This is a genomic window from Leptospirillum ferrooxidans C2-3 (genome assembly GCF_000284315.1).
Lineage (GTDB): Bacteria > Nitrospirota > Leptospirillia > Leptospirillales > Leptospirillaceae > Leptospirillum > Leptospirillum ferrooxidans.
Genome location: NC_017094.1, coordinates 1,080,998 through 1,095,414, shown reverse-complemented (window position 1 = coordinate 1,095,414; position 14,417 = coordinate 1,080,998). Strand labels below are relative to the sequence as shown.

Below are 14,417 nucleotides of genomic sequence, written 5' to 3'. Positions count from 1 at the left end.
CCACGAGATCAACAAGGGATTATCATAACCACGCCATTAAAGACTTGCCCATGCCAGGAATCCCCACAGATTTTTCTGATAGCTCCCGTATGTTGGCTTCATGCCTTGTCGTTTCCGCTTGTCTTTCCATGATGACGACCTGCCATGACGATTCTGATCCCTGAAAACGCCAGTGTGTCTATCGATAGGAGGACAGAATCCGTTCGATCGGACGAATCTCGGTGGGATAGCTCCATAACACATTTTTCAGTCCTGACAGATGGTTCGGCAAAACAGACGATGCCCCCTCGTACAGGGCATTGACCGTTGCCGCCAGAACCACTTTTTTCCATCTTCGATCGGAGATGAAAACCCCCTCGTTTCCAAGGGAACGACGAAGTTCAAATAAACCGTCCCGCGTCTCCGCTTCCCATGGGAGCCTCATTCTGGCAAGCCCCGGGATCAGGGAGAAAAAGTCCGGAAGAAACCCTCCATCCTCATATCCATCAGTCATCCTTTCCCAAAAATCTCCCGACTGGAAAATCATCTGAAAGAAACGCTCCCGGGATTCCATCGGACGCAAAATGCAACGATAGGTGAATCGGTCATAAAAAGCCTCAAGCCCATCTGCCGGAGACGGACTTTGATTACTCGCTCCAAAAAGACTCATAAGCGGGACAGGAACGGGATCCGGATGGTAGAACCGTCGTTCGTTCATGAAGGACAGAAGCCCCAGGAGAAGATCTCTCGGAGCACGAAAGACCTCGTCCAGAAAGACGATCTGGCAGGAAAGAAGACTTTTCCCCGAAAGAGTCGGAACAAGAAGATCGGATAGATGCGAGTCGCCATGCAAAAGCGTCTCATAGAGTGAAATATGTTCAAAAAAACCGGAAAACGTTCTGATGATAAGACTTTTTGCCGTTCCAGGGGGACCGATCAGATAGACATGCTCATTCGCCAAAAGGGCCAGAATGCAGTTTCTGATCACCTCTTCCCGCTCTCCGAATCCCTCATTCATCCGGGATTCTATCCGGGAAAGTGAATGCAGGAGCCGGTCCAGGCGATCCTGGCAAAGCCTTTCCGGACCATCGATCATTTTGGATCCGACTGGGAGACCGACGGAGGAAATCCATGGATGATCATGATGGAAACAGGAGCCCCCGCAGAAAGGGTGTAGGTTGTCTGCTGGTTTGGCACCGGCATGACCGACTGGCTCGACCCGACAACCGCCCCCGCTTCCTGCATGGCCAGATCCGAGCCGATTCCGGCGTTGCCATACCCCATATATCCAATCGCATTGCCACCCATCATGAGGGTGTTTTGCGCGACCGATCCGGCAAACTGGCTGCCCGGATGGCGGGAGACATCGACAGGAACACCCTCCCGCCCCCCCTGCATCGCATACCCCGTCATCTGGGCCTCCAGACCATTGCCGTAGATCACCCGCATAAATCGCATCATGAGCCGATTTTCAGGAGAAAGCCCCACCGGATATCCCATAATCTTCAACGAATGGGCGATTGGGATGGGGCCGGCCGTCTGGGGTGGAATCAGGACAAAAATGGGAGCTCCCCCCGAAGGACCGTCAAAGCGTCTCATGACCCGCCCCCTGAGAATCGTCCCCGCGGGGACCGTCGGTCCGGGAGCGACTCCTTTTTGCCCGGAAGCTTTTCTGGCAAGCGCCAGGGATTGTCCTGCTCCACTGATGAGCGGACCCAGGAGACCAAACATGTTTCCCTCCCCCTGGGGATCCCCAACCGGACTCCCTGTGCCATCAACATAAATGGTACTTCTGGTATTGAGCTCGTGACCCTCGCCGGATTTCCCCCCCTGGGAGTCTCGCCCCATTCCGAAGGATCCCGGATGGATCACAGAAGGAAGATTTTGCCATGACGTCCGGGAATCCAGAACTCTTCCCCCCTCCTGTCCGCTTGTCCATGAATGATCCGCCCGCTGCTCCCGGTGATCATGTTTTCCCGACTGGCCATAAAAAAGGGACAGAACAACACCAGCCACTGCCGTTACAACCAGCAAAACAATCCTGTTCAAAGCCTTTCTCCCGCAGAAACCGCCTTTATCGCTATTTCTCCGCCGCCGGACGTCCGGACCCTTCCCGACAAAAAGAGTCCTTCCCGTTGGGAAAGCGGAGTGATCTTGCCAACCTCAAGAAGAAGACGTACGTGTTGTCCTGCCGGAACGGTCTTGTCCAGATCTCTCGACCAGTCCATCCCATCCTCATAATGGCGGCTCGTCTCCCACAAAAGGGACTTCTGAAATCGTCGAAGCCGGATCCGTCTGAGTGTCACGTCATGTCCAGAGTCGTTTCTGCAGTCGATGACGGCATACTGATTTTGATCCAGTGAGGAAAATCCCAGAAGACGGACCAAAAGCTTGTCCGCGTGGAAGGTCGCCCTAAGAGGATGCTGAGGATCTCCTTCCTTTAAAAAATCCCGTCTTTTCATCGAAAGGTCCTGACTCTCCTCTTCCTTTAACTTTTTCCGAAGAACGGTCTTGATCGGATTCAGGTTGACGACTGTTTCACTTTTCGGAAGGCGAAAGCTCAGAAGGTCGTCCTCCTCTCCGGGAGGAACGACCAGAAGCCTGAAGGACAGGCGATCATGTTCTGTGTAGACAATCATGTTCGTTCGGCTTTTCAGATCGTATGTAATGGGCTTCACCTTGATTCTGGAACCCAAGACCTCCGCCAGAAAGAGTTTGGAATCCCCGACATAAACCTCGCGGGCATCCTCCGGAAGATCGACGATCGTGACATGGGAAAGGGCTGTGCGGAGGGTGTAAAGACGGCTCGCATCATACACGAGGGTCCGGATGGGAGCCCTGTCCCGAACCTCCCCGGAGCTTTCCTCGGGAGGAATCACCTTTTCCGGAAGCTTCTTGACCATGACAATGTTGTCGGAAGGATCGGCTTCTGTAACCGGCGTCGCATGGACCGGAGCAGGTGGCTCAACCGGGAGGGAAAAGGTCGTTCTGGCCTCGGGAACAGCGACCGGAGGAGTGGGAAGAACTCTCGAAGACGATCGTGCATCGATCAGCCAGACCAGGGGAATGGTGATGACAATCAATGACACCAGAAAGCCGGAGAGAAACATCCTGTTCATGGTCGACCGGAGGTTGAAGGTTTGTCGAGGGACTCTTCCGCATAGGATGAGACCCACAGTCCATAAGGATTTTCCGGAGTGGGCCCCCCTGCCCTGATCACCATTCTGGTCTTCAGGAGGTCATCCCTCAAAAATTGCTGGTCGTCATAGGATCGGACATGTCTCACGCAAAAAGCCCGCACCGAAAAAACCCCCGGAGCCACTTTTTTGGACCGGATCCCGCGAACATCGAGAGTGGACCGGAGTCTCGATCCCGTAATACTTTCCATAAAATGATTCTTCGAGAGCTCTGAGCCAAGGGATTTCCTGAGCTCCGGCGTCATCTTCGAAAAAGCCTTTTTGAGCCGGTATGGCTCCTCAAACGCATCATACGCGGCGAGATTATTCAAAAATCCCCTTGAAAAAGCGGCAAGGACCGCTTCAGATCGTTCGTCAGGAGGCATTTGGATTTCAGGAAGTCTCACCATCTCTCCTTCTTTTGAAAGGCCCACGACGAGTGTTCGGCTCGGGACATACCAGAAAATCAGGAGCATCCCCAGAATGTCTGCAAAAACCAGCGCCCAGAAAAGGCGGCTCCCCATTTGAATGCGTCGCTCAAGTTCCAGGATCCGGTCCATTCCGGGAGGCGGAGCCATCTCTCCGGAATGATCCCGGCCAAACAAGAGATTCTTCATGAAGCGGGCTCTGGCGGAGAAACCACTTTTTTCTTTCTGGCTTTGGGCTTTTCCGGCAAAATCTCATCAGGAGTGGAAGAAACGGCAACCTTTCTGGCCGCTCTGGGTTTTGCGGCTGTCCGGGAAGACCGGGTTTTCACCTGGGCAGCCCCGGCATCTCCGTCTGCCAGTGTGGTTTTTTTGGCGCTCTTTCGGGTTTTCGGGGCTTTTGTGGCCTCCCCGGAAGCGCTCTCATCCTTTGGTTTCCGGTTCCACAAAAGAGAGGTAAAGGTATAGGGACCAAGCCTCAATTGACTTTTTTTATAGACTCTTCGCCCCTGACCGATATCTTTTTCAACCTTTCCAATCTTCATTTCACCCACCCCGAAAGGAAGTTCGCCCTTGACCAATGGACGGAGAACACTTTCTTCCAGCATCCTTTTACCGGCCATGGAAGCCTGGGGACCGACAAACGAACCGATCCCCTCGTAAGACTTGTCCATCAGAAGATGGGTCAGGATGGGCACAAAGAGAAACATCATCACCAGAACCAGGATCACGCCGATCGACAGCACGCGGTTTCCGAATGCGGTCATGGGACCTGCGGGATTCAGGGCCTGATAGAGACTGATCGAGGCAAATATCGCAATGAAAATATTGTGGAGAAGAAGCCACATCGCGACTTCAAGGGTGTTTCTCGCCCATTGGGCGAGCAAAAAGAACATTCCCGGTATTACCGCAACAGCACATAGAAGCGGGCCAATCACATACAGGAAAGACAGAAGCGCATATCGGACAAGAGTGAACAAAAACACCAGAACCTTCAGAAGATCCAGGAGAAGGATATAGATGATCCCCATCGGATCGGAGAGAATGCTGACAAAAGAGCCCACTTTCCCGGGAATCAGGTTTTGGGACCAGATCGTTTCATAAAAATCCAGAATCAGATTACTGGGGTAAAGTCGATCGGCAATGGCTCCCACAAGAGAGACGCCATCGGTGAAAAACATGGCATATCCGATCATGACCATAAAAACCAGCACGATCTGGACGAGATTCCCGAAAATGGGTTTCCCGTCCCGGAGCTTTCCCCACAACATCAGTGTGGCAATGGGAATCGTCATCATCAAAAGGACCCGCGCCACAAGAAGCACCTGGTCATGAACAGGGGAAAGGACGCAGGGAATGGTCGTCGAATCCTGGAATAACAAGATTCCTTCCTGTCCGGGAGTCCCCTGGCATCCACCCTGTCCCATCAGCGCATCATGATCCAGCGGGGAAGATCCTGACGGATCGTCTGCTGGTCCTCAAGGTTTGCATTATGGGAATGGTCGAGAATCGCTCCCTCGAGCCCCGTCGTGGAAGACTGCTCTTTCAGGAGATAGAGAAGATCCTGATGAATCGACAGGAGCATCTGGAAAATGTGTCCCTGTGTATCGGCACCCAGTCGGAGAGCCCCTTCCGGACTCGAGGAATAGGCCATCTGATGGATCCCCTGTCCGATGGCTTCCTGGCCTGGAGCGGAGGCGATCCCTCCGAGTGCCGCTCCCATCCCTTCACTTGCAGAGCGACTGATTTGAGAAACAGATGGTGGACTGGCCGGAGCGGCCGTCACAGGAATGGAAGGTGGAAGAGCCGGTGCATTCAGAAAATCCTGCCCCTGATTTTTCTCAAAAATAAAGTTCCTGAGACGGGAAAGAGTTGATCTCGTCTGGCTTTCAACCCAAAGGATCCTGCTTTCGATCAACGTGTTTGAGCCCATGACGGCATAGGCCGGATGAGGAAAAGACAGGAAAAGGAGGAAAATCAGCAAACATCGCCTTTTGATGGTTCCTGATTTCATCTCTCCTCCAAAAGACTTTTCAAGGCTTCCTTGAGTCCACCGGTTTCCAGAACACGCTCTTTGACAACCCGATCCTCTTCCGGAGATTTCGCGGAAAGCCAGTACTCCAGAAGACTCGGCTCAAGCCGGAGAATCATCGACTGTCCCTGCCTCGAAAAAAGAACCTCCGAAAAATCACCGGGACGGGAATCCAGTGTGGAAAGAAGTTCAATCTCCCTGGCCGTCAATCCAAACGCCAGAAGATCCTCTTCCTTGCTCGAGACCGGAAAGATCCATTTCCAGGAAGTGTTGTTTAAAATGCCGGCGGAAAGATCCTCTCCCAGAAAATCCTCCGGAGACTGACTGATGGCAATCACCCCGCCACCATATTTGCGGACGGTCCGGTACAGATGGGAGAGGAACGAGGTTCCCCGGAGATGGGCCAGAATGCGATGGGCTTCATCAAAGACCAGAAAAAGCCGCTTTTCTCCGGAACCGGAAAGAAGCCTCCAGAGGGACAGGCCGGCAATATAGGCAAACACAACAGCCTTGAGTGGCTCATGATGCTCAAGACCTGAAAGGTCGAAGGCCAAGAGGCGCCCGGAGGTGGATATGCCTTCTCCGCTGTTCAGCAATGGACCATACATTCCGCCGACCCACGACTCCAGGATTTTCCCCATGCGATAACCGGTCTCCTCATCCTCCCTGTCCCTTCCCCTGAACCGGAAAAGCTCCCGGACAAGATGCGAAAGGACCGGACGGACATCATCTCCGGGGAGTTGGTCATAGACCTCCTCAAGGCAAAGCGTCAGGATTCTTCGATGGAGGCTTGTCACCTCCATCGAAGAGGCCAGGAATGTCTCCACAACACCGCATAAAAAACCCAAAAGGTCGGGATCATATTCCCTTGGGGGCCCAACGGACATCATAATGAAGTGACGGGTTGGAAACGGATTCAGGGAGTATTGTCCGCTCAGATCGATCCGGACATAATCTCCCTCGAAATACTCGCAATGCCTTTCAAAATCCCCACCATTTTCCACGACAATGACCTGATGTTCCCCGGAGTGGACCAAAAACTGCCCGACCAGCATCTTGATGGCAAAGGATTTCCCCCCGCCGGACCGGCCGACGACCAGTCCATTGTGGTTTGGGTCCTGGGGCCGCCAGAAGTTGAGCCCGGCGCACTCCGAAAGATGATTTTTTCCCCAGAACCATGGATCGGGATCGCACACGGACCCATCCCATACAGGAAACAATCTCGAAAACTCCCGGGAAAGGAGACCCTCCCACCGATCATTGGCATCCCCTTCCAGCGGCAAGCCTGAAAGGAAAAGGGGCCACTGCCGATAGGGATCAACTCCAGCCATCGCCCCATTCATGGCGGCAAAGCACTGGGTGATCTGCTCTCCTCTGGAAACCGCCTCCGCTTCGTCCCGGGACCAGACCCCGATGCACATGTTGATCACAAGCGGTACCCTCGATTCGGCAGGTCCGTCGAAGGATCTGGTGAGAAACTCCTCCGCAGACGAAATGTCCGATTCAATCCGATACGATCGTCCGGGCAGGATATAGGTCAGGAACCGATTGATCGTCGCATCGGACTGAACCTTCTTCGCCAGTTTCTCATGGGCGGGTTTCCAGATATTCATGACCAGGTCATGGGAAAAGTCCAGATCGAAAAGAAGAGGAGAAAGGGTTTCCCGATCCACTTCAAACGGGAGAAGCCTCAATGCGTGCATTTTCCCCGACATCCTGAGACCGGATGGATCAACGGCAATGATTCCGTCCTCTTTTTCCCAAAAGGTCGTCTGGCTGATCCTTTCGCGGAGAGTGGAATGACGGGAATCAGAAAGCAGTTGATCGGGAAGCCCCCCCTTATAGAGGGGATTGGCCAGGGTAAAAAGATAGCGGGCCAGTTCATCCCCCATCATCCGCCTTCCCAAAAGACCACACCCCGGGAGCATGGCTTCCACAAGAGCTCCTGCCTTCCTGAGAGATGAGGCAGTCTTCCCGTACTTGCCTATGAGATCGCCCCCAAACATGGAAGAGATCTGCCGGATCGGGTGCCATGAAGGAGCAAGAAGCTTTTTGGTCTCTTCTCCATAAATGACAAGTGATAAAAAAAGCTCCCTTTTTCTGAGGAATCGAATGGAGGCGTCCCTGATCCTCTCCTCGATGAACATTCTATTTTCAGAAGACGATTGATCCTCCCTTCCTTTCAAAAGGGTCGATCCCCATGGCGGCATGAGTTCAGGATTTTCTTGAGGGATTCCGGATTGTTGGCGAATGCGAAGCTGAAGTCCCATTCCCGAGGGAAGGTGGTGCGCCAAGTTTTCAATTCCCCGGTAAACCTGAAAAACCTCGGGGTCCGATTTCATGAAAATATCCGCACCGGATAAAGCCCATGTCAGGGATCCCCGTCCGGAAACGCCCAAAAGGATATCCTGATCGATTGTCAAAAGATCAAAGGAGGACGAAACAGGATGACCTGTTCCCTTGAGCTGTCTGTGAGAATTCCTCATTTCGATGGAATCTCCGGGAGTGGCTCTTCTCTTTCAGACACACCCTCTTCTCTTCTCAGGATCGCCTGCGAGCTTTCCAGAATCACGGATCGAAAAGGGTCCGGGAGAGCGGGCAAATGCGCTTTTTCCGAAAAGAAAAAAAAGGTCATTCCCCGGAGGGTACCCTCTCCATAACCCCGAAGATGAAGGATCAGTCCAAAAGAGAGAATAAAGAAAATCAGGACGAGAAAAAAATCCAGATGAAGAACGAATCCCAGAAAAAGTGGTCCGATAAAAACCAGCAGATCTTGCGGCAACAGCAATCTCCCCAGAGAAGGTGAAGACAGTAGACTGCGGGAAATACGGACAGGATCCACTAAAAACCCGACCAATTGGTCAACGTTTCCCATATGGACTTGGACATCAGCATCAAGGAACCGCCGGCAATGGTCATCACTCCCTGCCGGATGCCGTCCGCGTCATGACTTTTCATGGCGAAACCCGCTTTCGCCATTCCAAGAACAAATAAAAAACTGCCAAGACCATAGACAACAAAATTGGCGACGCTGTTCGCAAATGCGGTGATCTGGGAATTTTCACCATAGTTTCCGACAAACAGATTGACCAATAAAGCGTGGGGAACCATTCGAACCTCCTTCTTTTGTTTTCCAAACAAAAGCAAGGAGCATGCCAAATAAAAGATACCGTTCACAAAAAACTTTATGATGATTTCAAATACTCTTAGACAAAAACATAAAAGATCTTCAATGAAGAAACGGGCCAAAAAAGAGGAGCCACGTTCCAAAACTTATTTTTACCAATATTGGACATCATGTTATGGAAATGACTGTTTTTCTTGTTGATAACAAGAATCATTATCCTTCACAAACGGGAGCCACGACAGGCCCGAAGGATGGAACAGGAAGTCCTCTTGGGCTAGAATAAATCGATCCATTTTTAGAAAACCTTAATCCGTCAGGAGGTTCAAGATGAACCCGGAGTTGCCGATCATGGCCCCCAAAAACGAAATTCCCGGGATTTCTGCGGAGTATCCCATCCCTCACCTTCAAGAAAGACAAAAACAACCGGATACTCCGCTTTTGGGGTGGATCGGATTTGGAAGCATGGGGTGGGCAATGTCCGGAAGACTCCTTGATGCGGGCATGAACCTGACCGGATACAACAGGGACAGCACCAAAGTTCCCGTCAACAAAAGACTGAAAGTCGCAAAAACCCCCGGTGATGTATCAAGGGATGCCCGAATCCTGTTCATGATGCTGACAGATGGCCATGCAACACATTCCGTCCTTTCAGGCGAAACCGGAATTCTCTCCCGACTGTCTCCCGGGACGATCGTCGTCAACATGTCAACCATCTCCCCGAAGGAAGCCGAAAAAGAAGCACAAATAGTCGAAGACGCAGGAGGCATTTATCTGGACATCCCTGTTTCCGGATCGGTTGTTCCCGCCCAGAACGGACAGTTGCTTCTTCTGGCGGGGGGGCCGGAGAAAGAACTTGCAGAACTTGCCCCCATCCTCTCCATTCTTGGAAAGGAAACGCTTCATCTTGGAGACGTCGGCGCCGGAATGACGGGAAAACTGATCATCAATACCCTTCTTGCCGCACAGATGGAATCCTTGGCCCAGACGGTTTCTCTTGGGGAAGATCTGGGGTTCTCAAGGGAGAGGATTCTCGACCTTGTCTTCAAAAGCCCTTTATCCTGCGCCTTCTATCAGTTAAAAAAGGAGAACCTCACCAAAAGGGACTATCCCAAAGCCTTTTCTGTCGCTCTGATGGAGAAGGATCTCGCCCTCGCACAAAAAGAGTGTTTGGAGCGTTCCATCTCCTCAACCTTTGCAACAGAGCTTCGAGGTCCCTTCCAAAAAGCTCTGGAGCAGGGATTCGGTGATCAGGATCTATCCGCTGTTTTTGAGGTCTTTCGAGGCCGGAACCCGTCATGAAAGCTCTCCTTGCGCCCCCTGATCCGACAGGCTTGAAGGTGATCGCAACGAATGTCGTCAAACACTATGGAGAGTCCGATCCGTCCCGTCCCCCCGTTATCCGGGGCCTCTCTCTTTCCATCACCGAGGGGGAATGGGTCGCACTGATGGGAGACTCCGGTTCCGGAAAATCCACCCTGCTGAATCTTCTGGCAGGCATCGACACTCCCAATGGAGGAGAGATCTCCATCGGGGGAGAGTCGATGATCGCCAAAAGCGAGAAAGAACGAACCCTTTTCAGAAGGAAGCATATGGGGTTCGTCTTCCAGTTTTTCAACCTCTTCCCCACGCTTTCAGTACTTGAAAATGTTCTTCTTCCTGCTAGGCTTCTTCATTTTGATAAAAAACAGGCCAAACAACAGGCGCTTTCCCTTCTTGGAGAGGTTGGACTGTTCGGAAAAGACCATCGATTTCCCTCCCAACTTTCCGGAGGAGAGCAACAACGCGTGGCCATCGTCCGGGCGCTCATCCATCGTCCACGCCTGATTTTGGCTGATGAACCGACAGGGTCACTCGACCACGATACAGGAGAGGGAATTTTGGCCCTTCTCAAAAAGCTTCACCAGCGCGACCGTCCCACCATCATCATGACCACCCACAGCCTCGATGCCTCCCTTCACGCCCAGCGAACCATACGGATCCGGGACGGACAGATCCTTCCGGAGAATCAGGAATTTTCCCATTGACCACACCTTTTTTCTCCTATTCCATTTCACACATGCGCCGGCACTGGCTTGTCACCTTGTTGACCATCCTCGGGATTTCCAGTGGAACGGCCGTGATCATTTCCGTTCTCCTGGCAAATGAGAGCGCCCTTTTATCGTTCACACGAGCCATTATTCATATCAAAGGGAAAAACGACCTCGTCATACGAAGCCCCTCCGGCGTCCCCTTCAGGGATGATCTTGTCGACAACCTCCATCTGGTCACCCCGGAGATCCCGTTCCGCCTCTCTCCGGTCATCACCAAACAGGTCTATTATCAAAACAGTCTCTTTTTTGTCAGGGGAATGGATCTTCTCTCGGAGCTCGACGGAATGCCGAAAGGATCCCCATCCCAGCGCCTGAGAGAAAAAGGCGCTCTGCTTGCTCCTGGCGGACTGAACCGCTACCACCTCCGAAGAGGAGAAACCATCACGGTCGACTCCGGGATTACACATGTCCCGGTCAAGATCCTGGGGGAAATCCCCAAAACCGAATCCACACTTCTGATGGCAGCGAACACATTGATCATGGATATATCCTGGGTGCAGGGTGACTTCCATTCGCCCGGACAAATCGATCAGATCGACTTGTTCTGGAGGGGATCACATCCCCTTACCCCGAACACCCTTTCTTTCTGGGCAAAAAAGATCCGCCAAATTGCCGGACCGGCTCTTTCCGTGGAGTCCCCCGACGCACAACATCGGGAATACGCCCGACTCCTGGATTCCTACCGATCCAATCTGCTTGCCCTGTCACTCGTGAGCCTGATCGTAGGGATGTTCCTGATCTACAACACCATTTCCCTTCTCGTCATCCAAAGGCAAAAAGAGCTACAAACCCTACGTCTCCTGGGAACCACACCCCGGGAAATCCTCGTCATGATTCTTCTTGAAGGAGGAATTCTGGGTGTTCTCGGAGGAGGACTGGGGGTCTTCCTTGGTCACCTCCTCTCCCACATCACTATCAAGGCAGTTGCGGGAACCCTTTCAGCCATCTATCTTCCCCCTCACATCATGCCCAACCTGACACCGAGGGGAGCCGACCTTCCTGTTTTCTTGCTGACGATCGGAGCGTCGGTTTTCTCAGCCTTCTTTCCGGCAAGAATCGCCATGCAGGCATCTCCATCAATCGGTGCAGACAGACCCCACACCGAAGAACGGATCCATCAACAATGGAAATGGCGAGTCTTTTCCGGATTATCTCTTGGACTTCTGGGGGCCCTTCTGTTAAAGACCCCTCCGATTCACGGCTTTCCATGGGGTGGGTATATCGGTGCTCTGGCACTGGTATTTGCCGTTAGCCTTTTTGTTCCTCCGGGGGTTCGCCTGATGGGAGCCCTGCTCCGTGCGCTCGCTCCTCCCGAGTCCCTCTTTCCGGAGGCCAGAAGCATCTGGTCCCATGCATCCTCACAGTTTGTCTTTGGTATCAGTCGAAGCCAGGTCGCCATTTCCGCAGTGATGGTCGGACTCTCCATGATGATCGGAATCTCCATTCTGGTTGAATCGTTTGAACGGACGCTTGAGATCTGGATCCAACAAAATCTCGTGGCGAACCTGTATGTCAAACCGCTCACATGCAGAGCCCTGACCTGTCGGGATACACTTCCCCCGGACCTTGAAAAACGGATTGCCTCCTGGAAGGAAGTCAAGATGGTTGCACCCTATGTCCTCTTTCCCCTCTCCATCAACGGACGGCGGGTCTGGCTCGGCTTCTCTCCCTTGGACCGGCTGATCCAAAAGGCTCCCCTTTCGATCATGGATCCTCACCCGAAAAAAATTGTACGGGAATTCTCAAACGGTGATGGCGTTCTGATCTCTGAAAGTTTTGCGTTCCATTCGAAAAAAAATCCTGGCGATACGCTGGAGATTCCAACCCCAGACGGACAAAAGAGATACCGCATTCTGGCAATTTTCCACGATTACCAGAGTTCAGCAGGACTCATTCTCCTTCCCTGGAACAAAATGGAATCACTTTTTCACACCGATCGGCCCGGAAGCCTGTCCATTTTTTTAAAAAATCCATCAGATACAGAGAAAATCATGGCCCGACTGACCCGGGACATTCCTGGCCACCCGGCTTTTTTCCTGAGATCCCAATCCGGACTCAACCACCGGGTCATGAGGATTTTTCACCAGTCCTTTGCCATTACCTACGCCCTTTTGGGCATCAGTCTTCTAGTCTCCATTATTGGAGTGGGAAATACGCTGTTTCTTCTGATTCATGAGCGGAAATGGGAGATGGAATTATTAAGGATCCTCGGCTTTACCTCGGGACAGATTATGCAAATCATCCTACTTGAGGCGTTTTTCATGGCGCTTGCGGGGACCATCCTGGGCATTTTTCTGGGAACAGTGGTCGGCTATATCATTGTTTTTGTCATCAACAGGGAAGCCTTTGGGTGGACACTTTTCTGGATCTGGCCAGGAGAGCGCATCGCACTTTTATCCATGGCACTCCTTTTGGCAGCAACCCTCTCCGGACTTGTTCCCTGGATGATTTTCAAAAAAAAGCTGGAAAAAGGAATTTCTACATGAAAAGATCTCTCCTGATCGCCATCACCGTTCTTTTTTTCCTCAATGCCAGAAACACCTCAGCACAAACACCATTCACAACGGAGGCCCCTTCCCCGGAAGCGCTTCTGGCTCCCCACCCGGATTTCCCCATTGAATGGTGGTATCTGACAGGTATTTTTGATCATCAGGGAAAAACACCCCGAAAAGGATTTGAAGCGACATTTTTTCGGTTCAACGTCCCTGGAGAAAAAGCACCTTTCTCCTCTCCATGGGATATCCATACGCTGATTTCCGATCACGCGGCCCTCACCGATACCGAAAAGACAAAAGGCCGCCCATTCATCTGGATGGAAAAAACAAGAAGAACCTTTAAAAAGTCCGTTTCCATCGAATCCAAACCCTTTGGAATCAGACTCGATACAAGTTTTCTTGCACTTGGATCGTCACCTGAAACATTGCATTTGCGGGAAGAGTTTAATGGAAGAATCCTCGACCTGACTCTTGATTTACCACAAAAACCACTCTGGGAAGATCCAGACCATCAATTGGTGACAGGAGACGGACCACAGGACAAGGCCTTTTATTACTCTTACCCTGAGATTTCCTTCCACGGCAAGCTTGGAAAAGTCTCGGACAAGGGGGTTGTCACTTGGCAAACGGTCTCAGGAAAGGCATGGTTCGATCATGAGTGGACCAAAAGCACTCTCGGAAAAAATCAGGCCGGGTGGCTATGGCTCGGACTCAGGCTGAAACAAGGAGAGCTTATGGCTTTTCAGATGGAGACAGCCAATGGACCGGACAGCCATCGGGGAGGAACTTTTGTATTCACTTCAGCCTCGGGAAACGGAAAAGTGATCTATTTGAAAAATGCGGATATACAGATCACTCCAATCACCTATGCCAGATCGTCAAAAACACAAATTTGTCGACCACGAACGATACAGATCCGCATCAGCAAGCTCCACATCGAAGGGACGGTTGCCCCGGTCCTTTCCGATCAGGAGCTGTCCGGATCTCCCCCCTATTGGGAAGGGGCCGTCAGATTCCTTTCGAAAGATGCTCCTGGAGAAGGGTATCTGGAAATGACCGGGAGGCAAGACCCAAAAAAATGTCAGTGAGGGAT

At 52.0% G+C, this 14,417-nt stretch carries 13 protein-coding genes; 4 read left to right on the top strand and 9 right to left on the bottom strand.

Annotation, left to right across the window (positions count from 1 at the left end):
* Positions 1 to 178: 178 nt before the first annotated feature.
* From LFE_RS05595 to LFE_RS05555, 9 genes are read right to left on the bottom strand one after another with little or no spacing between them, the layout of a single operon-like run.
* The gene (locus LFE_RS05595) at positions 179 to 1,075 is read right to left on the bottom strand and encodes an AAA family ATPase (protein ID WP_014449268.1); all 897 of its coding nucleotides are present in this window, start codon (positions 1,073 to 1,075) and stop codon (positions 179 to 181) included.
* Complete coding sequence (locus tag LFE_RS05590) at positions 1,072 to 2,028, bottom strand: hypothetical protein (RefSeq protein WP_014449267.1); 957 nt, start codon at positions 2,026 to 2,028, stop codon at positions 1,072 to 1,074. Before LFE_RS05590 ends, LFE_RS05595 begins: the two co-directional genes overlap by 4 nt.
* Positions 2,025 to 3,098, bottom strand: a complete 1,074-nt coding sequence (locus LFE_RS05585) for a DNA-dependent RNA polymerase (RefSeq protein ID WP_014449266.1) — start codon at positions 3,096 to 3,098, stop codon at positions 2,025 to 2,027. Before LFE_RS05585 ends, LFE_RS05590 begins: the two co-directional genes overlap by 4 nt.
* Positions 3,095 to 3,772: a hypothetical protein gene (locus tag LFE_RS05580; RefSeq protein ID WP_041774065.1), complete on the bottom strand. Its 678-nt coding sequence runs from the start codon at positions 3,770 to 3,772 to the stop codon at positions 3,095 to 3,097. Before LFE_RS05580 ends, LFE_RS05585 begins: the two co-directional genes overlap by 4 nt.
* Positions 3,769 to 5,007: a hypothetical protein gene (locus LFE_RS05575; RefSeq protein ID WP_014449264.1), complete on the bottom strand. Its 1,239-nt coding sequence runs from the start codon at positions 5,005 to 5,007 to the stop codon at positions 3,769 to 3,771. Before LFE_RS05575 ends, LFE_RS05580 begins: the two co-directional genes overlap by 4 nt.
* On the bottom strand, positions 5,007 to 5,594 hold the full coding sequence (locus LFE_RS05570) for a hypothetical protein (RefSeq protein ID WP_014449263.1): 588 nt from the start codon (positions 5,592 to 5,594) through the stop codon (positions 5,007 to 5,009). Before LFE_RS05570 ends, LFE_RS05575 begins: the two co-directional genes overlap by 1 nt.
* A complete protein-coding gene (locus tag LFE_RS14105; protein ID WP_014449262.1) occupies positions 5,591 to 8,098 on the bottom strand; it encodes a VirB4 family type IV secretion system protein in 2,508 nt (835 codons plus the stop codon). The genes LFE_RS05570 and LFE_RS14105 overlap by 4 nt, the downstream gene beginning before the upstream one ends.
* Positions 8,095 to 8,394, bottom strand: coding sequence for a hypothetical protein (locus tag LFE_RS05560; RefSeq protein WP_014449261.1), 300 nt, complete (start codon positions 8,392 to 8,394; stop codon positions 8,095 to 8,097). Before LFE_RS05560 ends, LFE_RS14105 begins: the two co-directional genes overlap by 4 nt.
* Before the next feature lie 59 nt (positions 8,395 to 8,453).
* Positions 8,454 to 8,723, bottom strand: a complete 270-nt coding sequence (locus LFE_RS05555) for a TrbC/VirB2 family protein (protein WP_014449260.1) — start codon at positions 8,721 to 8,723, stop codon at positions 8,454 to 8,456.
* Between the two features lie 343 nt (positions 8,724 to 9,066).
* Here LFE_RS05555 and LFE_RS05550 point away from each other — a divergent pair, with 343 nt between their 5' ends.
* From LFE_RS05550 to LFE_RS05535, 4 genes are read left to right on the top strand one after another with little or no spacing between them, the layout of a single operon-like run.
* The gene (locus LFE_RS05550; RefSeq protein ID WP_014449259.1) at positions 9,067 to 10,038 is read left to right on the top strand and encodes an NAD(P)-dependent oxidoreductase; all 972 of its coding nucleotides are present in this window, start codon (positions 9,067 to 9,069) and stop codon (positions 10,036 to 10,038) included.
* Positions 10,035 to 10,763 (top strand): ABC transporter ATP-binding protein, encoded by a 729-nt coding sequence (locus tag LFE_RS05545; RefSeq protein WP_014449258.1) that lies wholly within the window; start codon positions 10,035 to 10,037, stop codon positions 10,761 to 10,763. The genes LFE_RS05550 and LFE_RS05545 overlap by 4 nt, the downstream gene beginning before the upstream one ends.
* Positions 10,760 to 13,315: an ABC transporter permease gene (locus LFE_RS05540; protein ID WP_014449257.1), complete on the top strand. Its 2,556-nt coding sequence runs from the start codon at positions 10,760 to 10,762 to the stop codon at positions 13,313 to 13,315. Before LFE_RS05545 ends, LFE_RS05540 begins: the two co-directional genes overlap by 4 nt.
* Positions 13,312 to 14,412 carry a lipocalin-like domain-containing protein gene (locus LFE_RS05535; protein WP_014449256.1) on the top strand — a complete coding sequence of 367 codons (1,101 nt, stop codon included), beginning with the start codon at positions 13,312 to 13,314 and terminating at the stop codon, positions 14,410 to 14,412. The genes LFE_RS05540 and LFE_RS05535 overlap by 4 nt, the downstream gene beginning before the upstream one ends.
* Positions 14,413 to 14,417 lie beyond the last annotated feature (5 nt).